Below are 24959 nucleotides of genomic sequence, written 5' to 3'. Positions count from 1 at the left end.
GGGCCGCTTCCGCCCCTCGGGCGGTGGGGTTGTGTTGGGGGGGGGGGTGTGGCGGGGGGGGGGCCCGCCCCCGCCCCCCCCCCCCCCCCCACGCGGGGTCGGACTACCTTCGGCCGCGGCGCCTGGGGGATCGGCGCGGGGCGGGGGTGGGATCGGTGGCCGACCGCTCGGGCGAATCCAGCCACTCGGCCAGCCGTCGGACGGTGGTGTGGTCGAACATCGTCATGAGCGGGAAGTGGCGGTCCACTGTGGCCAGTAGCCGTCGGTGGATCGCGACGAGCTGTACCGAGTTCGCACCCAGGTCGGCGAAGTTGACGGTGACCGGTACGGACTCCGCCTTGAGCACCTCGGCGAAGACGTCGGCGACCTGGCGTTCGGTGTCGCTGGCCGGGGGAGCGCTCGGCCGGGCGGGCGCGGCCGAGGTGAGGTTCGCGACGGCGGGCCGGTCGATCTTTCCCCGGGCGCTGAGCGGGAGCTCGTCGAGCACGATCACGGTGCCCGGCACCATGTAGTGCGGCAGCAGGTCGGCGAGGTACTCGCGCAGGCGGGTCGACAGGTCCGCCGCCCTGAGCGCGACGTCGGTCTTCGGGCCGCAGATCAGGCCGTGCAGCACCTCGTGGCCGTCGTCGAGCCGCAGAGCCGCGCGCAGCCCGGCGGTGTCGCGCACCCGGCCGACCTGGCGGACACCGAGGCCGTGTCGATCCGCTTCGCCCTCCAGCAGTTGGGTGATCAGGCCGGTTTCGATCAGGCAGAAGTCGCGGGCGCGGGCGCCGTAGAGCGGGTCTATCGCCCGGTGCTGCGCGATCAGGAACACGGTGAACGCCGAGGACCGGTAGGCCGCGCGGTTGTCCGGGACGTGGACGTCCTCGGCCACCTCGACGCCTTGGCGCACCTCGCGCAGGCTGTGCGCGAGCGCATCGTAGTAGTAGGTGCCGCCGGGGAGTCCGCGCACGCGGTCGGGCCGCACGTACAGGTAGACCTGGACCGGGTACAGGGCGCCACCCGAGGCGTAGCGGTACTTCGGTGTCGGCTCCGCCTCGACGCAGCGCAGGTTCTCCAGCCACCCGGCCAGTTCGGCCAGTTCGACCGGCTCGTCGCCGAAGTTGCGGGCGGTGGCGCGCCGCTGGTAGTCCGGGCGCAGATCGTGTTCCTGGCGTCCGGCGAAAACGACCTCGGCACCGTCCAGATCGGACCGGCGACCCCGCTGTTCGGCGGTGAACTCCAGCCTGCGCAACGGGTTCAGCTCGACGTCGGTACCGAGGTCGTCCGCCTTCGTACCGGCGGGCACGACCGCGGCGACGAGCCTGCTGCGCTGGTGGTCGGGGCCTGCCGCGACGACGACAGCCGTGCCGACCTCGGGATGGGAGCCGAGCCGGGCCTCGATCTCGCCGAGTTCGATTCGGAACCCGCCGATCTTCACCTGGAAGTCGCTGCGGCCCAGGATGTCCAGCATGCCATCGGCCCGCCAGCGGCCCAGGTCGCCGGACCGGTACAGCCGTTCGCCCGTCGCCGGATGCACGATGAAGCTCTCGGCGGTGCGCTCGGGATCGCGCCAGTAGCCCTGGGCCAGACCGGCGCCACCGATGTACATCTCGCCCTGGACGCCGACCGGACACGGCCGCAGGCCCTCGTCGAGCACGTGGATGCGGTGGTTGCACATCGGCCGTCCGTACGGAATGGACGTCCACTGTGGATCGACGGCGTCGACCTCGTTCACCACACACCAGATCGCGGTCTCGGTCGGGCCACCGGAGGCGATGATCCGCGCACCCGGTGCCAGGGCGCGGACCTCGGCAGGCAGATCGACCGGAATCCAGTCGCCGGAGAGCCAGACGGCGCGCAGGTGCGACAGCGCGGGATGCGGTGCCAGGCCCCAGGCCGGGCGGAGGTGTTCGACCAGCATCCGCAGCAGCGCGGGCACGGAGTTCCACAGCGTGACCGGATACTCGGCCATCAGCTCGCACCAGCGGGACGGGTCGCGCTGCGCCGCCGGTTCGGGCAGCACCAGGGTCGCGCCCGCGCCGAGTACGCCGAACACGTCCCACACCGACAGGTCGAAACCGAGCTGCGACAGGCCGAGCACGTGGTCGCCGGGACCGACGCCCATCCGCGCACCCGCGTCGGCGAGGGTGTTGAGCGTGGCGGCGTGCGACTGCGCCACGCCCTTCGGCTGCCCGGTCGAGCCCGACGTGTAGAGCACGTAGGCGAGATCTTCCGGGCGCTGCACCGGTTCCAGCGGTTCGCCGCCTGCCTCGTCCAGATCGACGCGCAGGGCCAGCACGCCTTGCGGCCAGTCCTCGGCCGCGGCCAGCACGTACCGGGCGCCGGAGTGGGCGAGCACCTCCGCGCGCCTGCCCGGCGGGAGGTCGGGGTCCAGCGGGAGATACGCGGCGCCGGACAGGTGCGCGGCGATCACCGCGACGATCTGCGCGGCGGACTTCTCCAGGCAGACCGCGACCAGCTCACCCGGCTGGGCGCCGAGATCCCGCAACTGTCGACCGTAGCGGCAGGCGTGCCGGTACAACTCGCCGTAGGTCAGCGTGCGGTCCGCGCCGACGACCGCGACGCTGTCCGGCGCGCGGCGCGCGACCTCGACCAAACCGTCGAACAGCAGTCCGCCGGGAGCCTCGCCCCCGGTGTCGTTCGCCTGATCGATCACCTGCCGGTGCGCCTCGGGCAGCACGGTGAAACCGTCTGTCCGCCAGGCTGTTTCGTCGTCCGCCAGCGCGTCGAGCAGCCCGCAGTAGGTGTCGAACATGTCGTCGAGCATGCCGGCGGGGAACAGTGCTTCGACCGCGTCCCAGTTGAAGGCCAGCGAGCCGTCCTCCTCGAACACCTGCTGGTCGAGCAGCACCTGCGGGGTCTGGGTGATCGCGTGCACCATCTCGCCCAACCAGGCCGAACCCCACTCGCCCTGGGCGAAACCCTGGTCCTGGCCGTGCTCGCGGATGCTCGCGAACACAACCGACGCGAACTTGCTGGCCGGGACCCCTCGGACCGCCGCCGCCTCCCTGGCGACCTCGACGCCGGAGAACAGCCGGTGTTCGAGATCGCGCCAGAGCTGCTTCTGGATCCGGTCGCTGAGCCCGGCGACACCGTCGCCCGGGCGGAGGTCGACCTCCAGCAGCGTCACCGAAGTGAAGTCCCCCAACACCTTCTCGATGTCCGGGTGCAGCGGGTACCGGCTGAACAGCGGCACGTCGACGGTGAAGTGACCGCTGCCGCTCCAGGCGCCCAGCACGGTCGAGTAGGCGGCGAGCAGCACGGCCGTCGGTGTCACGCCGAGTTCGGCGGCGCGGGTCTTCAGCCCGGCCCAGCGCGCCGGATCGACCCGGTGCCTGCGCCTGCTGCGGACGGGTTTGCCGTCGGGGAACTCGATGTCCGTGCGCAGCGGGAGTTCGGGGCTGAGCGGCAGGGTGTCCAAGCGCTCCAGCCAGTACTCGCGCGCCCGCTGGTATGCCGTCGTCTCCGGGATGCGGCGCACGGCGGTGACGAAGTCGCGAAAGGACACATCGATCGGCGGCAGTTCGACATCCGGGTCGCGGTAGAACTCGCCCCACTCCAGGAAGAACAGCCGCACACTCGCGACGTCGAAGATGAGCAGATCGAGACTGACGTGCACGTGACACCGCCGGTCGTCGACCCGGGTGACCCGGATGTCGAACATCGGCCACTCGTCCAGGGGCATCACCTGGTGCCCCAACTCCGCGCGGATCTCGGCCAGATGGGCGTCGAGTTCACCCGGTCCGCCGTCGCGCAGGTCGTACTCCCGCCAGGGATACGCGGGCGGGTCGGCGCTGATCTGCTGGTATCCGTCGGCCGAGACGACCGAGCGCAGCATCTCCTGCCGCTCGATCAGCCGGTCGAGCGCGGCGCGCAGCCGGTCGAGGTCGAGGTCGAGGCACTCGTGGTCGGCGTAGAGGTGGATCGACGTGCCGCCCAGTTCGAAGGACGGGCTGCGGCCGACGAGATAGGCGTGCTGGAGCACGGTGAGCGGGAACGGGTCGTGCCGGTGTTCCGGGTCGGCGACCAGTTCCGGCCAATCCATACTGTCCTGTGTGGACTCCGCGACCAGTTCGGCGAGTTCGGTGACGGTGCCGCTGAGGAACTTCGCGGCGGGCAGCCCGCAGCCGAACTCGGCTTCGAGCTCGTAGCGCAGCGCGATCGCCTTCACCGATTCGAGGCCGAGGATCACCAGCGGCTCGTCGTCGGGCACGGCGTCCGCGGGCAGGTCGAGCGCCCTGGCCACCCGACTCTTCACCTGGGCGTGCAGGTCTCCCCGCGGCTGCCGCACCGGTCCTGAGTGGACGGTCTGCTCGGCCGCGGCGACCGTGGTCAGCTTGCCCGCGAGGTAGTCGTCGCGGGTAGCTGTGCGGCGTACCTTTCCGCTTGCCGTGCGGGCGATCGCGGTCTCCGGCACGAGCAGCACCTCGTGCACGGGCACCTCGTGCACGGACGTGACCGCGCGCGCGATCCGCCTGGCCAGGTCGATCGGATCGATACCGGCGTCCTCGGGCAGCGACTGCGCGACGACGAGCAGTTCGGTCTCCGGCCCGTCGACGGCGAACGCCGCGCCAGGGCGGTTGCGCAGCGCCGGGTGTACGGACTGGACGGTGAACTCGATGTCCTGGGGGTGCAGGTTACGGCCGCGGATGATGACCAGTTCCTTGATCCGGCCGCACAGCACGACCTCGCCGCCGTCGAGGAAACCGATGTCCCCGGTGCGCAGGAAGGGGCCGGTGCCATCGGCGAGACGCGCGCGGAAGACCTCCTCGGTCAGCTCTGGATTGTCCCAGTAGCCTTGGCACACAACGGGTCCACCCACCCAGACCTCGCCGACACCGCCGGCTTCCTTGACCTCTCGGGTGACCGGATCGACCACGCGCACCTCGGCGTTGGGGCCCGCGGGGCCGCACGGCACCAGGTCGAGCGCGCGGTCCTCCGCGGTGGCCGGGACGGCGCGGCCCGCTTCGAGCGCGACGGAATCGTAGCCGCGGTGGGTCGGGTCGGTCGCCGGGCGAAGCGTCACGAACTGCATCGCCTCGGTCAGGCCGAAGCCGGGATAGAATGCGGCACGGCGGAAACCCCACGGCTCGAACGTGCTGACGAAGCGCTCGACCGTCTGCGGGCGGATGCGTTCGCCGCCAGAGGGCGCGGCGTGCCAGCCGCTCAGGTCGACCGGTTCCGCGGTCGCCGCCGCCTCGACGCAGCGTTCGTAGGCGAAGTTCGGGCCGCCGCCCAGCACCGGGCCGGGAGTCGCGGAGATGGCGTGCAGCCAGCGGTACGGGTCGGCGACGAAGTCGTCCGGCACGAGGAAGGTCGCGTGGCCGCCGGTCAGTTGCGGCAGCCACAGGTGCCCGAGCCCGAGCGCGTGGAACACCGGCATCCAGCTCACGACGTTGCCGCCGTCGGGAAGTCCGACCAGCGCGCCGAAGTTGACGAGCTGCGCGATGAAGTTCCCGGAGGAGACCATGACCCCCTTGGGGTTCCCGGTCGAACCGGAGGTGTACTGGATGAGCGCGAGATCCCTGCTCTCGATCCGGCGTGGCCGCCAGTCCCGCGCCGTGCCCGCCGCGGTGATCCAGTCGACCGGCCGCTCGCCCCACAGTTCGGCCAACTCGGGCTGGAGCCCGGCGGTGGTGACGATCGCCTCGACCTTCGCGTGTGCCCCGATGTCGGCGAAGCGCCGCGCGTCCGGCTGGGACGCGGCGAGCGGGGTGCCGATCAGTTTCGGCGGGGCGCACGGCACGGCCGTCACCCCGGCGTAGAAGCAGGCGGCGAGCGCGGTCAGGAACTCGATTCCCGGCTGGTGCAGGACGAGCACGCGCCCGCCCGGGGCGACCCGGTCCTGGATGCGGACCGCCAGCGCGCGTGCGGCGAGGTCGAGGTCACCGCGGCTCAACACCGTCCCCGGCGCGCCCGGCTGGTGGCCGGGCGGCAGGAACCGGAAGGCGGGCGCGTCGGGGTCGTCCTGCGCGTTCGCCCGGAGCACCGACCGCAGGCCGGATCGATGCGCCTGGTCGATCCAGCCCGCCTTGTCGGTCATGACCTGGGTCATCGCGTCCGCTCCCCACGCTGTTGGTCAATTCGCTCCCGACCCTGCCGCTCGCCGCATCGGCGTGACGAGTCTCTTAGGGGTGGAAGTCCGGTCACTGCTCGTTCGGGTACACCTGGTGGCACAAAGGTCATGCGGCGACGGCGGGTTCGGCGGACAGTTCGGGCGGGCGCTGGATCTCGCGCCACATCTTCGGTGCGCTGGCGGCGATGACCACCTTCGCGATCTTGGTGACCAGCCAGCGCGCGGCGGGGTTGGCGATCGGCTTGAAACCGTTGACCCGCAACACCTGCTGGCGAATCCACGCGACCCGCGGCCTGCGCCGCCGCTCGTAGGCGCGCAGACCCGACGCCACGTCTTGCGCGCAGGCCAGGGCATCGCCGAGGACGACGCCGTCCTCGATGGCCTGGCAGGCGCCCTGGCCGAGGTCGGTGGGCAGGGCGTGCGCGGCGTCGCCGAGCAGGGTGACCGGGCCGTGGCCCCAGTAGTCGAGCCAGTCGTGGTGGAAGACGTGGGTTCTGGTGGTGCGCTCCGGCGGCGTGCGGGAGACGAACGTGCGGGGGATCTCGCCGAGCAGCTCGGCCATCTCCATCGCGCGGGCCCACGTGCCCTGCGGGTCCTCGCCGTCGGGCGCCCGTTCGCAGGACAGCGTCCAGACCACCCGGTCGCCGCCGATCAGCCAGGCGCCGCCGCCGATTCGGCTGGCCGGGTCGGAGAACAGGTGCACGACGCCCCCGCTCAGGCCGCAGGTGCCGGTGGCGATGCCGCGGTAGGTGGAGCGGCCGGTGTCCAGCAGCGGCAGCCCGCCGTGCACCTGAGTGTGCACAGTGGACCGAACGCCGTCGGCGCCGATCAGGCCCGCACCGGTCACCGTTTCCCCGTCGCCCACCTTCAGCGTGACGCCGCCCTCGGTGGGGTCGAAGCGGTGGATGGCGCAGCCGTGCCGGATGTCGACGCCGCGGCTCAGACACGCCTCGCGCAGCAGGCCGATCAGGTCGGCCCGGCCGATGCCCATCGCGGGCATCGCGCCGGGGGACATGCTCTTGGCCATCTCCATTCGGAACATGACTTCCTGGCGCGAATTGCGGCTCTCGGACGCGCGCAGGTACTCGCCCGCGTCACGCAGTCCCTGGGCCAGTCCGAGCGTGGCCAGCGAGGTAGTCGCGTTGCTCCAGATGGTGTGGCCGAACCCGGCCGACGCGGTGATCTCGGCGAGGGTGCGCCGCTCGAACACCCGCACCGGGATGCCGTGCCTGCTCATCGCGAGCGCGGCGGTGAGCCCGCCGATTCCCGCGCCCGCGACCAGAACCGGCTTGGTCATGACTGCCTCCTGGTCATCAGCAGCATCGCCGTGCGCGGGCGGGTCGGCAGGTACTCGATGTCGAAGGTCTCGCCGAACAGTTCCTTCTCCTCACCGGGGGCGATCATCGGCGCCATCCGCGCGGCGGCGGGCAGTTCGGCCTTGTCGCCCTGGAACGCCCACAGCAGCGCCCTTCCGCCCGGCTTGCACAGCCGGGTGATCAGCGCGGCCACCGCCAGCCGGGCCTCGCCCACGGTGTCGTTGAGCGCGCCGAAGTCGCAGACCAGGTCGTAGCCGGGTGCGAGGCCGGGCACCGTGGCCGCGGTCAGGTCGGCCCGGTGGAACCCGCAGCGGTCGCCGACGCCCGCCGCCTTGGCCCTGGCGCGGGCCTGGCGGATCGCGACCGGGGAGAAGTCCACCCCGTCGACCCGCTGGAACCCTTGTGCGGCCAGGTAGACGACCTCGGCGCCGGTGCCGCAGCCGAGATCGACAGCGGCACGGATCTCGGTCGGGTCGAGCCTGCCGGTCTCGACCAGTTCGACGAGCACCGGCCGGACCTCCTTGTCCCACGGCGCCATCTTGAGCCGGTACAGCGTGTTGTAGAACCAGGGTCGCAAGCGCATCAGTTCGCCCTTCCCGAAGTTGTGCGCCCGCGCGGTATGCGTACCGCGGCCAGGTCGTCGGCGATTCCCGACAACAGCGCATCCTGTTCTTGGTGCAGGAAGAAGTGCCCGCCCGCGAGCACGCGGACCGCACAGTGACCGGTGGTCAGCTCGGCCCACCGGGGCAGGGTGTCCGGCGGCGCCTCTGGATCGTCGACCCCGCCGTAGACCGTCATCGGGCCCGAGAGCCCCGGCCCCGAGCGGAACCGGTAGGTGTCGGCGGCCTCGAAGTCGGCCCGGATGATCGGCGCGAACACCTCCAGCAGTTCCCTGCTCGCCAGCACTTCCTCCGGTGTCCCGGCCAACTGGCGCAGCCGTTCGCGGAACTGCGGCAACGGCAGGTCGTAGTCGTTGTCCGATGTTGTCGGCAACTGCGGTGCCCGGTGCCCGGACATGATCAGGTGTGCGGGCGGGTACCGGTGCAGGTGTTCCAGCCTGCGCGCCAGTTCGTACCCCACCAGGGCGCCGAGACTGTGTCCGAAAAGGACAAACGGCCGGTCCAGCCGGGGGATGACCGCGCCCAGCGCGTCGTCGGTCATGGCCTCGACACGGGTCAGCAGCGGCTCGGTGATTCGGACACCCCGGCCGGGCAGTTCGACCGGGACCACCGTGACGAAGTCGGGCAGCGCGGCCTGCCAGTCGCCGTAGATCCGCCGCGCGGAACCACCGGCGTAGGGCAGGCAGAACAGCAGGAGCTCACTCATGGGTGCCCGCGATGGTGCGGAACTGCATGTTCGACGTCCCCTCGTAGATCTTGCCGACCTTGGCGTCGCGGTAGAACTTCTCCACCGGGTAGTCCGGGATGAAACCGTTGCCGCCCAAGGTCTCCACGGCCTGGCTCGCGATCCGCTCGGCGACCTCGGAGGCCAGGTACTTGGCCACGGCGGTCATCCGCAGCCGCGCGGCGGGCTCGCCGCCGCGCTGCACGAGCCGCGCGGTGTTGTAGAGCACGGTCCGGGCGCCCTCCAACTCGGCGGCCAACCTGGCCAGCGGGAAGGAAACCCCCTGGAATGCCGAGATCGGCTGACCGAACTGGGTGCGGGTCTCGGCGTAGCCGGTCGCCGCGGCCAGCGCGCCGCCCGCCAGGCCGACGAGCTGCGCGGCGATGCCGATCTTGCCGATGTTCAGCGTCTCGATCGCGAGCAGCTCACCGGTTCCGGGCCTGCCGAGCACGTTGTGGCGGCCCACCCGCACCTCGTCGAAGGTGACGTCGCAGGTCGAACTCGCCCGCACGCCCATCTTGGCGATCGGTTCGCCGACCCGGACGCCCGGGGTGTCCCGGTCGACCAGGAACGCGGTCAGCCCGATCCCCGCCAGGCGCGCGAACACCAGCAACAGCCCCGCTTCGGCCGCGCTGCTGGTCCACCGCTTGGCCCCGGACAGCACGTACCCGGAGCCGTCCGCGCGCGCGGTAGTGGTCATCGCGAAGGCGTCGCTGCCCGTGTCCGCCTCCGAGATCGCATACGCCCCAACGGTTCCGGTCGCCAGCCGGAGCAGGTGCCGCCGCCGCGCGTCGCCGTCGCCGTGCCGCAGGATCGCGCTGACGACCAGCGCGTTCTGCACGTCGACCAGCACCGCGACCGACGGGTCCACCCGGGCGATCTCCTCGATGGTGAGGACCACCTTGAACAGGTCGCCGCCCGCGCCGCCGTAGGCCCGCGGCACCTCGACCCCCATCAGCTCGGCGTCGAACAGCTCGCGCACCAGCTCCGGGTCGATCCGCGCCGCGGTGTCCATCGCGCGCACCCGGGGCCCGATCGCGGACTCGGCGAACGAGCGGACCTTCGACCGCCACGCCTCGTCGTCGGCGGGCAGATAGGTCACCGGCGCGGGGAACTCCGCCAGGTCGGTCACGGGGCCGACCCCGCCGCCTCGGCCACCGGGGTGCCGGTCGCGGTCAGCTCGGGCAGCGCCTGCATCTGCCGCCACATGCCCTTCTCGGCCAGGGACAGGTACAGCCGGGTCAGTTTGCCGAGCAGCCACCGGCCGACCGGGTTGCGCACCTCGGGCGCGGTGGCCACGCGCACCGACTGCTCGCGGACCCACTTGACCCGCTCGAACCGGCGTCGCTCGTAGCCGCGCAGCGCGTCGGCCATCCCAGTAAGACTGTCCATATCGGACGCCACCAGGGCGTCGGCGAGCACCACGGCGTCTTCGACCGCCTGGCAGGCGCCCTGTCCCAGGTCGTTGGGCATCGCGTGCGCGGCGTCGCCGAGCAGGGTCACCCGGCCAACACCCCAGTTCTCGTGCCACTCGTGGTACCAGATGTCGGTGCGGATGATGGCGTCCCCCGGGGTCTGGTCGACCATGTCGCGCAGCACGGAAGGCAGCACCCGGGCCAACTCCACCGACCTGGCGTGCAGTCGGCCGGGTTCGTCCCGCTCGCCCGCGGGCGCCCGGACCGACAGGGTCCAGGCGCCCCGGCCGTCGCCGACCGGGTAGACCCCGCCGCCGATCCCGGTGGCTTCGTCGTGGAAGAGCTGCGGGATGCCCGCCACCAGACCGCGCGCGTTCTCGATGACACCGCGATAGACGGTCCGACCCAGGTAGATCCCGGGGACCTCGCCGCCGTGCAACCGGGCCAGGATCGCGGAGCGGACGCCGTCCGCGCCCACGAGCGCGGCGCCGACCACACCGGCCCTGTCGTTCTCGAACCGGACCTCGACGCCGTCCGGGCCGTCGGTGTACCCGGTCACCTTCTGTCCATAGTGGATCGCAATGCCGCGTTCGTCGCATGCCGACATGAGCGTCTCGGCGAGGTCCATTCGGCCGATCGACAGCGAGGGCAGCGCGCCCGGCCAGATGTGTCGGTGGGTGGACATCTTGAACCGCACCCGGCGGCGGGCGTCGAAGCTGTGGATGGCGGTCACCGGCTCGGCCCTGGCCTGCAGCCGGTCGCCCAGGCCCAGCCAGCCCAGCGGGGTCGAGGCGTTGCTCCACAGGGTGAGTCCGCTGCCCGGCGCGTCGAGGATCTCGGCCACGGTCCGCCGCTCGTAGACCTCGACGGGCAACCCGTTGCGGTGCAGGGCAAGTGCGGCGGTCAGGCCACCCACTCCCGCGCCAACGACGATGATCGGTCTGTCGGTGCGCATCTACGCTTCCTCCCGTGTCGGTTCCCGTGGCGGCAGGAAGTCCGCTGCCGCCAGGGCATCCAGGTAACGGCCGATCAGCTCGACACCCACCCGCGGCGGGGGCAGTTCCGCGCCAAGGAGTTCTCGGCTCGCGCTGGTGTCGAAGACGGGCTCGCCCGGCCCGTGCACCCGGCCCTCGGCCAGCGGCGCGTACATCGCCAGCACGCTGCCGAGCACGGGGTCGTGCTCGGCGGCGGCCGTGACCGCCTCGTACCACTGCCGCAGCGGTGCCGGCCGGGCGGGCCAGCCGCCCGCGGTCAGCGCATCGGCGAGGCTGACCAGCGGGAGTTTCTCGGCGAGGGCGAAGTGGAACGTCCGGTCCAGCGACGCGGGGACGCGGGCGAGCCGGGCGATCGCCGCCGCCATGTGGTCGACCGGCACCAGGTCGGTGGCCAGGCCCGCGTCCGGCACCAGCCCGGTGGTCGCGCACGCCCGGATCACCTGGCTCACCAGGTCGTCCGTGCGCCAGATCCCGGTGCGGCTGTCCCCGCCGATGCGGCCCGGCCGGTACACCGCGACCGGCACGCCGCGTTCGCGGGCCAGCGCGACGATCTGTTCGGCCACCCACTTGCTGTGGTTGTAGCCGGTGTCGCCCGCGGGCGGCGGCACGTCGGGGAGTCGGTCCTCGCGCAGCACCGCCGTGGTCAGGTCGGCGCCGCCAGCCAGGCCGCCGAACACCGACATGGTGGAGATGTAGTGCACGGGCACCGGTCGGTCGGCCGTGGCCAGCCGCAGCACCTCGATGGTGCCGAGGACGTTGCCGTCGCGCAGCATCGAGTAGGGGCGCAGGAAGTGGACCACGGCACCGGAGTGGTAGATCTCGTCCACCGAGCGCGCCAGCCCGGCGAAGTCCACTTCGGACAGTCCGAGGCGCGGCGCGGCGAGGTCGCCGTTGACCGCGCGGACCCGCCCGGCCCAACTCGGCCGCCAGAGTTCGTGCTTGCGCAGGTGCTCCTCCAGCCGCCGCTGCGCCTGCGCGTCGTCCGCCCCGCGGACCAGACACAGTACTGTCGCGCCGGTTTCGGCCAACCGCTCGACCAGGAACGCGCCGAGGAACCCGGTGGCCCCGGTGACCAGGACCGTCTCCGGCCGCTCCGACCACACCACCTCGCCCACCGGGGCGATGTCCGCGGGCAGCGCGACATCGGCGCGCAGTGCGGCGGCGTGCTCGGCCTCGACCGCGGCGGTGTCCACCGTTCCGGCGCTGTCGAGGAGGTCGGCGAGCGCGCCGATCCGGGGGTGCTCGAACACGCTGCGGATCGGCAGGTCCACCTGCCAGATCCGGCGGATCGTCGCGTGCAGTCGCGCGGCGAGCAGGGAATGCCCGCCCAGGGCGAAGAAGTCGTCGTCCAGGCCGACTCGCTCGATCCGCAGTGTCTCGGCCACCAGCCGGGTCAGCCGCCGCTCGGTCGGTGTCCGCGGCGCGACGTACTCGGCCTCGGCGGCCGCGCCCTCGGGGGCTGGCAGCGCGCGCCGGTCCACCTTGCCGCTGGGCGTCAGGGGAAGTTCGGCCAGTACCACCACGAACGCGGGCACCATGTACCGCGGCAGCCGCTCGGCCAGCGCCGCGCGCACACTCCTGGACAACTCGGTCGGGTCGGCATCGGCCGTGACATAGCCGACCAGGCGCCGGTCGCCGGGGGAGTCCTCGCGGGCCACGGCGACGGCGTCCCGCACCGCCGGGTGGGCCCGCATGGCGGCGGTGATCTCGCCGAGTTCGATTCGGAAGCCGCGGATCTTCACCTGTTCGTCCACCCGGCCAAGGAATTCCAGGTTGCCGTCGGGCAGATACCGCACCAGGTCACCGGTTCGGTACACCCGCTGCCCGGTTCCGGGGTCGCTGATGAACGCGGCCGCGGTCTGCTCGGGCCGGTCGAGGTAGCCCCGGGCCAGCCCCGCGCCGCCGATGTACAGCTCGCCGGGGACCCCGATCGGGCGCGGCCGCAGGTCGTCGTCGAGCACCCGGACGATCGTGTTCTCCACCGGCCTGCCGATCGGGGGGTGTCCGCCGCCGACGATGCGGTCGGTCACGGTGGCGAAAACGGTGCACTCCGTTGGGCCGTAACCGATCAGGAACTCCTTGGCGCCGCCCCACCGCTCGGCCACGTCCGGCGGGCAGTCCTCGCCGCCCGAGCCGAGCAGTTCGATCGTGGGCACGTGTTCGGGCGACAGGTGGGCCAGCAGCGAGGGCGGCAGGAAGGTGAAGGTGATCCGCTCGCGGTTGATGAGTCCGACGATCTCCACACCGCCCGCCAGGTCCCGCGGCGTCGGGATCACCAGGGGGACACCGCTCAGCAGCGACAACACCATCTCGAAGACCGACACGTCGAAGCTGAACGGCGCGAACTGCAGCACCCGGCTGTGCTCGTGCAGGTGCGCGCGGTGCCCGGCGAGGTGCAGGTTCGCCACCGAGCGGTGCTCCACGCAGACACCCTTCGGGGTGCCGGTGGAGCCGGAAGTGTAGATGACGTAGGCGATGTGGTCGGGTCGGCAGCGCCGCGGCGGGTTGTCCGCGGGGCCGTCGTGGTCGTCTTCGAGCAGTACCACCGTGGTGTCCGAAGTAGACACTGTGTGGGTCAGGTGGCGCTGGATCAGCAGGACGTCGGCGCTCGCGTCGTCCAGCATGAAGGCGATGCGCTCGGCCGGGTACGTCGGATCGACGGGTACGTACGCGCCGCCCGCCTTGTGGGTGGCCAGTACCCCGACGACCATCTCCACCGACCGGTCCGCGACCAGGCCCACCAGCGAATCGGCTTGCACCCCCAGGGTGATCAGGTGGTGTGCCAACCGGTTGGCGCGGGCGTTCAGCTCGGCGAAGCTCACCTGCTGGTCGCCGTGGACCAGCGCGATCCCGTCCGGCGTCCGGGCGACCTGCGCCTCGAACAGGTCCGGCCACGTGGTGTCGAGCGCCCGGTCGGTCGGACCGGTGCCCCACCGCGTCAACTGCGCCAGCTCGGCGGCGGGCAGCGCGGGCAGCGCGGCGATCGGCCCGCGCGGGTCGGCGGCGAACTCGTCGAGCAGCAGCACGAAGTGCGCGAGCATGCGGTCCACTGTGGAGGGATCGAACAGGTCCGCCGCGTACTCGGCGACCACCCGCCAGCCGCCGTCGTCGGCGGGGACCACGGTGATCGTCAGGTCGGTCTTGGCCGTGCTCGGGTCGAACGCCAGTGGCTCGGCCCGCACGCCCGCGAACTCGCGGTCGGCGGCCGCCACCCGCTCGATCAGCGCGAAACCGACCTGTGCCACCGGGGTACGGGACAGGTCGCGCGGCACCGACAGGTGCTCGACCAGCGTCTCGAACGGCACACCCGCGTGCGCGTAGGCGTCCAGGCAGGTCCGCCGCACGCGGCCCAGCAGGTCCCCGACCGTGACGACGCCCGCCAGGTCGGCCCGCAGCACCAGGGTGTTGGCGAAGAACCCCACCACCCGCTCGGCTTCCGGCCGGTCGCGGCAGGCGACCGGGACGGCGACACCGAAATCGGTCTGTCCACAGTAGCGCGACAGCATCAGGTCGTAGGCCGCGAGCGCGGCCATGAACGGCGTCGCGTCGTGGTCGCGGGCAGTCGCCGCCAGTGCGGTGACGACGCTCGCCGCGACGTACGTCGACCGCTGCCCGCCCCGGTAGCTCCGCGCCATCGGTCGGGGGTGGTCGGTGGGCAGATCGAGCACCGGCAGGCCGGCTAGCCGCTCGACCCAGTGGGCGATCTCGGTGTCGAGGTCGCCCCTGGCCACTCGGTCGCGCTCGTGTGCGGCCAGGTCGGCGAACTGGATGTCCAATGGTGTCAACGGGTTCGGTTGGCCGGTGACGAGGGCGCGGTAGGCCGCCACCAGGTCGGCGACGATGACCTGGGTCGACCACTGGTCGCCGATCGCGTGGTGCATCGCCAGCAGGAGAACGTGTTCACCCGCGCTGACGCGGGCCAGCGTCGCCCGGACCAGGGGTCCGCCTGCCAGGTCGAACGGCGCGGTGAGCCGGTCGCGCAGCACTGCGTCGACGTCGGGCTCGTCGACGACGTCCAGGGCGACAGTCCTATTCGGACACACGGTCTGCACGGGTTCGCCGTCGCGGACGGTGAACGCCGTGCGCAGCGGCTCGTGCCGGGCCACGACGGCGTCGAACGCGGCGCGCAGCGCGGGCACGTCGAGCGGGCCGGTCAGCTTGACGGCGGTGCCGATGACGTACGCGCCCGCGCTCGCGGCGTCGAGTCGGTCGAGCAGCCACAGCCTGCGCTGCGCCGAGGAAACCGGTAGCTCGATGGTGCCGTCCTGACCAGGTGTGCGCGGCAGCCGGGCGACCTGGTCGGCTGGTTTGTCCACATCGGACAGTGCGGCGGCCAGATCGGCCAGCACCGGTCGGTCGAACAGCAGGCTGACCCGGGCGTCGCGGCCCAGCGCCACCCGCGTCCGGCTCATCGCCCGGGTGGCCAGCAGCGAATGGCCGCCAAGGTCGAAGAAGTTGTCGTGCGCGCCGACCCGATCGACGCCGAGCACGTCTTGCCAGACCCGCGCGAGCATCCGTTCGCACTCGTCGCGCGGTGCCACGAAGACCACGCCATCGGCCTGGTCCGGCTCGGGCAGCGCCCGCAGGTCGATCTTGCCGTTCGCCGTGCGGGGCAACGCCTCCAGCACGGTGAGCGTCCTGGGTACCAGGTAGTCCGGGAGCAGCAGCCGGGCGTGCGCGGTCAGCTCGGCGCGGGTCGGGTCGGCGCCTGCGTGGGCCACGACGTAGCAGGCGAGTTCGGTGTCCTCGGCGCGTCCCGGCCTTGCCACCACCACCGCGTCGGCCACGTCGCCGTGCTCACGCAGTACCGCCTCGATCTCGCCCAGCTCCACCCGGAATCCGCGGATCTTGACCTGCGAGTCGCGCCTGCCCCGGAAGTCCAGCGTGCCGTCGGGCAGCCAGCGGGCCATGTCCCCGGTGCGGTAGCGCCGTTCCGGGCTCTCGATGAATCGCTCGGCCGTCAGCTCCGGCCTGCCCGCGTAGCCGTGGGACACGCCGGGGCCGCCGATGTGGATCTCGCCCACCGCGCCGACCGGGACCGGGCTGCCGTCGGCGTCGAGCAGGTGGACGGTCAGGTCCGGCAGCGGGCGCCCGACCCGGTTCTGGTGCGCCGCCCCGAGTTCGGTCGCGCGCACCCGGTGGTAGGTGGCGTGCACGGTCGTCTCGGTGGTGCCGTACATGTTGACCAGCACCGGCGTGCCGTCGCCGTACTTGTCCAGCCACGGGCCGAGCACCCGCACGTCCAGCGCCTCACCGGCGAACACGATGTACCGCAGGGCATCCAGGCGATCGGCGCGCGCCACGTCGACCCCGGCGAGCTGCCGGAAGGCAGTCGGGGTCTGGCTCAGCACGGTGACCCGGTGCTCGGCCAGCAGCCGCCGCAGGTGTTCCGGGTCGCGACTCGCCAGGTAGGGCACGACGACGACGCGGCCGCCGGTCAGCCAGGCGCCCCACAGCTCGAACACCGACACGTCGAAGGCGACCGAGTGGAACATCGACCACACGTCGTCGGCCGACAGGTCGACGTGCTGTCGCACGCCGTTGACCAGCCGCGCGACGTTGCGGTGGGTGACCATTACGCCCTTGGGCCTGCCGGTCGAGCCCGAGGTGTAGATCAGGTACGCGAGGTCGTCGGGACCGGTCGGCGCGAACGATTCGCCAGTACCGGCGTCGAAATCTTTTACTGACAGGACTTTCCCCGTGTAGTGCGGAATAGGGCGGTCCGCCAGCAGCACGTCGACGCCCGCGTCGGCGAGCACGTAGGCCATTCGGTCGGTGGGCCAGGCGGGGTCGAGCGGGACGTACGCCGCGCCCGCGCCGAGGATGCCGAGCAGGCCCACCACCAGGTCCAGCGATCGGTCCAGACACAGCCCGACGCGCGCGCCGGGGGCCACACCCAGGCCGCGGGCCACCGCGGCGGACCGCGTCAGCAGGTCCTGATAGGACAGTCGCTCGCCGCCGCACTCGACCGCGATGGCGTCCGGGGTGCGGGCGGCTTGGTCGGCGAACGCCTGGGCCAGACCGATCTCGCCCGCCACGTCCGTCGTGCGGACCCACTCTTCGGACACCAGGCGGTGTTCCTCCGCGGTCAGCGGCGGGAGCTGGGAGACCCGGCGGGCCGGATTGGCGGCGATCTCGTTCAGCAGCAACAGGTACTGCGCGATCATCCGGTCGACCGTGTCGGCGTCGAACAGCTCGCCGTCGTACTCCACGCGCAGCCGCAGGTCGCCGGACGCCGAGTCGGGGACGAGCATCACCGACAGGTCGAACTGGGCCGTGCCCGGCGCCAGCTCGATGGGTACAACGCTCGCCTCGCCCATCCGGCGGGCGGCGTCCGGGGTGTTCTGCACGGCGAAAAGCACGGTGAACAAAGGGGTTCTGGCCCGGTCGCGGGTGGGTGCGAGTTCCTCCACGATCCGGTCGAAGGGGAGGTCGGCGTTGGCGTAGGCGTCCAGGCAGGTCGACTTCACCCGGGCGAGCAGGTCGGTGACGGTGGGATCGCCCGCCAAGTCCGTGCGCAGCACCAGATTGTTCACGAAGAACCCGACGAGCCGCTCCAGCTCGGGCGCGGGCCTGCCCGCGACGGGAGAGCCGATGGCGAAGTCGCGTTGACCGCTGTAGCGGGCGAGGGTGAGCTGACAGGCGGCCAGGGCGACCATGAACAGCGTCGCGCCGTGCCGCTGACCGGTCTCGGTGACCTGCCGCACCAACTCGGCGGGTACGCGCCGCCAGCGCAGATCGCCGCGGTAGCCGCGTACCGCGGGCCGGGGCCGGTCGGTCGGCAGGTCGAGGTCGGGCAGGTCGGCGAGCCTGCCACGCCAGTACCGTGCCTGGGCAGCCGCGCCGTCGCCGATCAGCCAGCGCTGCTGCCAGGCCGCGTAATCGCCGTACTGCACCGAAAGCGGCTCGGCCGTGCCGCCCTCGTAGCCCGCGATCAGGTCCGCGGCGAGGATCTGCACCGACCAGCGGTCGCAGACCGCGTGGTGCAGGGCCAGGTGCAGTACGTGCTCGCGGTCGCCGACGCGGACCACGGTGACCCGCATCAGTGGCGCGGTGGCCAGGTCGAACGGCAGCCCGGACAGGTCGGTAAGCGTTGCCGTGAGCCGGTTCTCGGGCACGTCGAGGTGCCGCACGGGCACGGTGACGGCCGGGGAGACCACCTGCATCGGGTCGCCGTCCGACTCGACGAACGCCGTGCGCAGGCTCTCGTGCCGCGCGAGGACCGCGTCCACCGCCCGGCGCAGCGCGTCGGCGTCGAGCGGCCCGGTCAGCCGGACCGCGGCGTCCACTGTGTATGCTCCCGCGCTGCGCGGGTCGAGCTGGCTCAGGAACCACAGCCTGCGCTGTCCTGACGAGGCGGGCAGCGCGAACCGGCCCGCCAGTTCGCCCGCGAGCTGCGGCATCCGCACCTGCGGAGGGATCTGGGGCAGCACAGCGGGGACGGCGCGCGCGGGCAGTGTCTCCGCGAGCCCGGCCACCGTCGGATGCTCGAACACGGCCCGGACCGCCATGCCGATCTCCAGCGCCGCCCGGATCCGCGCGACCACCCGGGCGGCGAGCAGCGAGTGCCCGCCGAGCGCGAAGAAGTCGTCGTGCGCACCGACCCGGTCCAGGCCCAGGACTTCGGCGAAGATCGACGCCAGGGTCCGCTCCGTGTCCGTGCGGGGCTCGACGTAGTCGCCGACCTCGGGCCGGGCGCCGTCCGGCGCGGGCAGCTTCGCCCGGTCGATCTTGTTGCGGTTCGCGGTGAGCGGCAGTTCGTCCAAGACCACCAGCGCGGCCGGAACCATGTACTCGGGCAGCCGTTCCCGGCCCGCGCCGTGCAGTTCGCGCACAAGTGCCTGGCGGTCGGCGGTGTGCGGGTCCCGCAGGTCGACATAGCCGACGACGCGGCGGTCGCCCGGGCTGTCCTCCCGCACGACGACCACGGCGTCGCGCACGTCGGGGTGCCCGCGCAGCACCGCCTCGATCTCGCCCAGCTCGATCCGGTAACCCCGCAGCTTGACCTGGAAGTCAAGTCTGCCAAGGAATTCCAGCGACCCGTCGGTCCGCCAACGGACCAGGTCGCCGGTGCGGTACACCCGGGACCGCTCACCCAGTTCGGGATGGGCCACGAACCGCTGCGCGGTCAGCTCGTCGCGCTGCCAGTACCCGGCGGCCACCCCCGCCCCGCCGATCAGCAGCTCGCCGGGCACCCCGAGCGGCACGCGCCGCAGCCGGTCGTCCACCACCAGCAGGTCGGTGTTGGCCACGGGTCGGCCCAGTGGCAGCGTTTCCTCGCCGCCCGCCACCTGGTGCACGGTGGACCACACGGTGGTCTCGGTCGGCCCGTACAGGTGCCACACGGCCGCGCCCGCGTTCCGCAGCCAGTGCCCGAGATCCGCGGGTACCTTCTCCGCGCCCGCGAGCGCGGTGAACGGCCCGCTCGGCCGCCACCCGGCCTGCTGCAGCAGCCGCCAGGTGGTCGGAGTTCCCTGCAGGTAGGTGATCGCGGTGTCGCGGAGCCGGGCGGCGAGCCGCTCGCCGTCGGCAACCACGTCCCGGGTGACCATCTCGACGCGGGCACCGCGCAGCAGCGGCAGGTACATGTCCAGCACGGGCATGTCGCAGGAGATGGCGTTGGCCGCACCCACGACGTCGTCCGCCGCCATACCGGGGGAGTTCGCCATGGTGAGCAGGAAGTTCACCACCGGCCGGTGCGGCAGGAGCACTCCCTTGGGGCGGCCGGTCGAGCCCGAGGTGTAGATCACGTACGCCAGGTCGTCGGGTTCCGGTCCGTCCACAGGAGACACCGCGGCGGACTGGTCGATCGTCGGCCAGTCGGAGTCGAGGCACACCACACGGTCCAGCGCGGCGGGCCGGTCCGAGCCTGCCGCGGGGAGCTTGTCCGCGAGATCCGCCTGGGTCAGCACGGCCACGGATGCGGAGTCCCGCAGCACATAGGCCACCCGGTCGGCCGGGAAGTCCACGTCGATCGGCACGTACGCCGCGCCCGCCCGCAGGACGCCGAGCAGGGCCACCAGCAGCTCGCGAGACCGCTCGGCGAACAGCGCCACCTTGTCGCCCCGGACGACGCCGAGCCCGCGCAGGTGGTTGGCCAGCTTGGTCGCCCGCTCGTCCAACTCGGCGTAGCTGAAGGTGCCGTGCTCGTCGGCCACCGCGACCCGGTCGGCGAACTCGCGCAGCTTCGGGTCGAGCAGGCCGGTGAGACTCAACTCCGGCAAGGGAAGCCGCGCTCCGGTGCCCAGGGTGATGAGGCGGGCGCGCTCGTCGGCGGGCAGCGTCGGCAGCTCCGACAGTCGCCGATCGGCGGGCATGGTGAGCGCGGCCAGGACCAGCCGGTACTGCGCGAGCATCCGGTCCACGGTCTCGGCGTCGAACAGGTCGGTGTTGTACTCGGCCACCACCTGCTGCGCGGTCGTGGCCGGTCCGGCCGGGAACACGGTGAACGTCAGGTCGTACTTCGCCGACGAGTCTGGAGTGGACAGTGGGGTGGCGGTCAGCTCGCCGAGCCGCAGCGACGGCGCTGGCAGGTGCGCGGCGATGAGCATGGTCTGGAACAGCGGGCTGTGCGCGAGGTGGCGCTCCGGGCGCAGGCGCTCGACGAGCCGCTCGAACGGCACGTCGGCGTGGCCGAACCCGTCGAGGCAGGTGGCCTTGACCTGGTCGAGCAGCGCGCCGACGGTGGGATCGCCGTCGAGATCGACCCGGAGCACCAGGTTGTTGGTGAAGTAGCCGATCAGCGGTTCGAGTTCGGGGCGGTGCCTGCCGGAAATGGGGGAGCCGATGGCGATGTCCGTCGACCGCGCGTAGCGCGACAGTGTGAGGGCGTAACCCGCGAGCAGCGCCATGAACAGGGTGGCACCATGCCGCGCGGCGGTCTCGGTCAGCCGCGCCACGAGGTCGGCGGGCAGCTCGGTGGTTCGGGTGGCGCCGCGGTGGGTCTGCACCGCGGGCCGCGGCCGGTCGGTCGGCAGTTCGAGGGTCGGCAGGTCGGCCAACTGCCCGCGCCAGTAGTCGACCTGCGCGGTCTCCTCCGGGCCGCCTGCCCATTGCTGCTGGTGGCAGGCGTAGTCGCCGTACTGGACCGGCAGCTCGGGCAGGCGGGGTTCGTCGCCCGCGGCCAGTGCCGTGTACACAGTGGACAGCTCGGTGGTGAGCGCCTCGATGCCGAGTCGGTCGGCGATCGCGTGGTGCAGCACGACGACAAGAGCCGCGTCGTCGGGGCCTAGCGTGGCCAGGGTCAGCCGCAGCAGCGGGGGAACGGACAGGTCGAACGGACGGGCGACCTCCCGGGACAGCAGCTCGGCGAGCGCGCTCTCGGCGTCCGAGCCGGACAGGTCCACTTCGGACAGTGGGCTTGGCACGGTCGGGTCGATCACCTGCATGGGTTCGCCATCCACCACGGTGAAGCCGGTGCGCAGCACCTCGTGCCTGCCGGTCACCAGCGCGACCGCACGACGCAAGACGTCGGGGTCGAGCAGGCCCCGCAACCGCAGGGCGCCGTGCAGGGTGTACGCAGCGCCGGTCTCGGTGTCGAACTCGGTGAGGAACCAGACCCGGCGCTGCTGGAACGACGCGGGCAGCCGCACCCGCCCCGTGGCGTCCGGTTCCCTTGGTACGACGGCGATCGCGGCGACCTGGCGGTCCGGGGTGCCCGCGGCGCGCACGGCGTCAGCGAGCAGTGCGACAGTCGGGTGGGTGAACACCGTGCGCACTCCCACGGTGACACCGAGGGCGGTGGCCACCCGGCCGACCAACCCGGTGGCGAGCAGGGAATGGCCGCCCAGGGCGAAGAAGTCGTCGTGCGCACCGACCCGGTCCACGCCGAGCAGCTCGGCGAAGATCGCGGCCAGCGCCCGTTCGGTGTCCGTGCGCGGAGCGATGTAGCCCTCGTCGGCACGGCGCAGGTCCACCTCCGGCAGCGCCTCGCGGTCGACTTTCCCGTTGGGTGTCAACGGAAACTCGGTCACCCGGACGAAGGTGGCGGGCACCATGTACTCCGGCAGCCGAACCTGGCAGGCGGCCCGCAGTTCGTCGTCTTCCGGCCGCTGTCCGGCCCCGGGCACGAGATAGGCGACCAGGCGGGGGTCACCGTTGACCTCGCGCAGCACCACGACGGCGTCTCGGACGTCGTCGTGGCCACGCAGGACGGCCTCGATCTCGCCCAGCTCGACCCGGTAGCCGCGCACCTTGACCTGAAAGTCCGACCTGCCAAGGAATTCCAGCGCGCCATCGGCCCGCCTGCGGACCAGGTCGCCGGTGCGGTAGACCCGTGCGCCCGTCTCGGGATGGACGACGAACCGCTCGCGGGTGAGGTCGTCGCGCCGCCAGTAGCCCGCCGCCAGGCCCGCGCCGCCGATGAGCAGCTCGCCGGGCGCCCCGATCGGAACGCGCCGCAGCCCACCGTCGACCACGAGCAGGTCGGTGTTGGCCACCGGCAGGCCGAGCGGGAGGGTCCGCTCGCCGCCGGTCACCTCGTGGACCGCCGACCACACGGTGGTCTCGGTCGGCCCGTACAGGTGCCAGACGGACGCGCCCGCGTCGCGCAGCAGGTGGGCGAGATCGGTCGGGACGACCTCGCCGCCGCACCACACGCCGAACCCGGCCCGCGGTCGCCAGCCCGCGGCGACCAGCAGCCGCCACGTCGTCGGCGTGGCCTGCATGACGGTGGCATCGCGCAGGTGCGCGGCGAGCGCCGCGCCGTCCGTGGCGGTGTCGCGGGCCACGATGTCGACGCAGCCGCCCGCCACCAGCGGGCCGAAGACCTCCAGCGCGGCGATGTCGAACGACAGCGTGGTGACCGCGGCGAAGACGTCCCTTTCGGACAGTCCGGGCCGCTCCGTCATGGAGGTCAGCAGATTGACCAGGGCTGAGTGCGGGATCGCGACGCCCTTCGGGGTCCCGGTGGAGCCCGAGGTGTAGATGACGTAGGCCAGGTCGGTCGGGTCCGGGTTCGCCTGCGTGCCCGGCTCGGCGGTGACGACGTCGGCGAGCGCCACCGTCGGGGTGCCCGCGGGCAGCCCGTCGACGTTCGCGAGCACCACGGCGGCGCCGCTGTCCCGCAATACCAACCGAATCCGCTCGGCGGGCATAGCCGTGTCGATCGGCAGATACGCCGCTCCGCAGCCGAGCACGCCCAGCAGGGCCGCGGGCAGGTCGAGGTCGCGGTCGATCGCGACACCCACGAGCTGGCCGGGTCGAACCCCGGCGGCGCCGAGCCCGGCGGTGATCCGCCGAGCGCGGTCGAGAAGTTCGCGGTAGGTCAGCGTTCCGCTGGTCCCGCGCACGGCGACACCGTCCGGTGTGGACACCGCGCGCTCGGCGATCAGCGACAGCACCGTGGGTGCGGGCAGATCGCGCGCGGGACCAGCGCCCCACCGAACCAATTGGGCGTGCTCGTCGTCGCCGAGCATCGGCAGCGCGGACAACGCCAGCTCAGGGTCGGCCGCCGCGTGGTCGAGGACGCGGAGCAGGTGGTCGAGCAGACGGGCCGCGGTCTGCTCGTCGAACAGCGCGCGGTTGTGCTCGATCGTCACGGACAGACCGCCCACGGCGTCGGGCACGCACGTGACGAACAGGTCGAACTTCGCGGTGTGTGGGTCCACTCGGAACAGTTCCGCGCTCACCCCGGACGCGCCCAGCGCGGGTGGCGGCACGTTGCCGAAGACGAACATGACCGACGACAGCGGACTCCTGGCCAGATCACGCGCGGGCCGCAGCCGCTCCACGACCCGCTCGAACGGGACCTCCGCGTGCGCGTAGCCCTCCAGGCAGCGCACGCGGACCCGCTCCACCAGCGCGCCGAAACTCGGGTCGCCGCTGAGGTCGGCCCGGATCACCAGGTTGTTGACGAAGAAGCCGATCAGGTGCTCCAACTCCGGCGCGCGTCTGCCCGCCACCGGGGTGCCCACGCCGAAGTCGTGCTGACCGCTGTGTCGCCCGAGCACGGCCGTGAAGGCGGCGAGGACGGTCATGAATAGGGTCGCCTTGCGGTCGCGCGCGACCTGTTCCAACCGCTCGACCAGTTGGGGCGTCAGGTATCCGTCGACCGTCGCGCCGTCGAAGGTCTGTGCGGCGGGCCGGGGCCGGTCGGTGGGCAACTCCAGCGGCGGCATCCCGGCGAGCCCGTGCTCCCAGTAGCCCAACTCCGCGGTCTCCTCGTCGCCGCCGACCCACTCCCGTTGCCAGGCGGCGAAATCGCCGTACTGGACGGCCAGTTCGGACCGGGGCAGCGGCGTGCCGAGGAGTTCGGCGTCGTAGCCCGCCAGCAGCTCGCGGACGAACACCGTGCCGGACCACTGGTCGTAGACGGCGTGGTGGAACGCGACCACCAGCACGTGGTCGTCCACGCCGATCGGGGCCAGCGCGGCCCGGAACAGGGGCGCCCGGGACAGGTCGAACGGCCTGCGCACATACTCCCGGATGGTATCCGCGAGCGCCGCCTTCACCTGGGGCGTCCGGGTTCCGGCCGGGAGCGGGCCGCCGACGTCGAGGGTGTCGATGGGCACCCGCAGGTGTGGGCGGACCGCCTGCACCGGTTCCCCGTCGACCACGAGGAACGCCGTGCGCAGCGTCTCGTGCCGATCGACCACCCCGTCGAGCGCCCGCCGCAGCGCGTCCGCGTCGAGCTTGCCGGACAACCGAAGCGTCCCGTGCTCGACGTAGGCGGCGTTGCTGCCCGGTTCGAGTTGGTCGAGGAACCACAACCGGCGCTGCCCGAAGGACGTGGGCAGCAGATAGGCCTCCCGGGTGGGAACCGGTGTCTGTTCGACGGTCACTTGTGCTCCCTTGAGCGGGCTCTGCGGGG

At 72.2% G+C, this 24959-nt stretch carries 7 protein-coding genes; all 7 read right to left on the bottom strand.

The window, feature by feature from the left end:
- Positions 1–103 precede the first annotated feature (103 nt).
- Positions 104–6058, bottom strand: coding sequence for an amino acid adenylation domain-containing protein (locus ACT4N7_RS25795; RefSeq protein ID WP_444831442.1), 5955 nt, complete (start codon positions 6056–6058; stop codon positions 104–106).
- A gap of 127 nt (positions 6059–6185) precedes the next feature.
- Positions 6186–7376, bottom strand: coding sequence for an FAD-dependent oxidoreductase (locus tag ACT4N7_RS25790; protein ID WP_444831441.1), 1191 nt, complete (start codon positions 7374–7376; stop codon positions 6186–6188).
- Entirely contained in the window at positions 7373–7978 is a 606-nt protein-coding gene (locus tag ACT4N7_RS25785; RefSeq protein ID WP_444831440.1) for a class I SAM-dependent methyltransferase, read from the bottom strand. Before ACT4N7_RS25785 ends, ACT4N7_RS25790 begins: the two co-directional genes overlap by 4 nt.
- Positions 7978–8721, bottom strand: coding sequence for a thioesterase II family protein (locus ACT4N7_RS25780; RefSeq protein WP_444831439.1), 744 nt, complete (start codon positions 8719–8721; stop codon positions 7978–7980). The genes ACT4N7_RS25785 and ACT4N7_RS25780 overlap by 1 nt, the downstream gene beginning before the upstream one ends.
- Complete coding sequence (locus ACT4N7_RS25775; protein WP_444831438.1) at positions 8714–9871, bottom strand: acyl-CoA dehydrogenase family protein; 1158 nt, start codon at positions 9869–9871, stop codon at positions 8714–8716. Before ACT4N7_RS25775 ends, ACT4N7_RS25780 begins: the two co-directional genes overlap by 8 nt.
- On the bottom strand, positions 9868–11109 hold the full coding sequence (locus tag ACT4N7_RS25770) for an FAD-dependent oxidoreductase (protein WP_444831437.1): 1242 nt from the start codon (positions 11107–11109) through the stop codon (positions 9868–9870). Before ACT4N7_RS25770 ends, ACT4N7_RS25775 begins: the two co-directional genes overlap by 4 nt.
- Positions 11110–24930, bottom strand: a complete 13821-nt coding sequence (locus ACT4N7_RS25765; protein WP_444831436.1) for an amino acid adenylation domain-containing protein — start codon at positions 24928–24930, stop codon at positions 11110–11112.
- Between the last annotated feature and the right edge of the window lie 29 nt (positions 24931–24959).

Origin of the sequence: Actinokineospora sp. (genome assembly GCF_052390155.1) — a bacterium.
In the GTDB taxonomy this organism is placed as follows: Bacteria; Actinomycetota; Actinomycetes; order Mycobacteriales; family Pseudonocardiaceae; genus Actinokineospora.
The sequence above is the reverse complement of the archived record's forward strand: the minus strand, read 5'-3'. Positions and strand labels throughout refer to the sequence as shown.

Bases quoted from the DNA above. Each gene is read 5' to 3' on its own strand.
- ACT4N7_RS25785 (WP_444831440.1), bottom strand. From the start codon at position 7,978: ATGCGCTTGCGACCCTGGTTCTACAACACGCTGTACCGGCTCAAGATG.
- ACT4N7_RS25790 (WP_444831441.1), bottom strand. From the start codon at position 7,376: ATGACCAAGCCGGTTCTGGTCGCGGGCGCGGGAATCGGCGGGCTCACC.
- ACT4N7_RS25770 (WP_444831437.1), bottom strand. From the start codon at position 11,109: ATGCGCACCGACAGACCGATCATCGTCGTTGGCGCGGGAGTGGGTGGC.
- ACT4N7_RS25795 (WP_444831442.1), bottom strand. From the start codon at position 6,058: ATGACCCAGGTCATGACCGACAAGGCGGGCTGGATCGACCAGGCGCAT.
- ACT4N7_RS25780 (WP_444831439.1), bottom strand. From the start codon at position 8,721: ATGAGTGAGCTCCTGCTGTTCTGCCTGCCCTACGCCGGTGGTTCCGCG.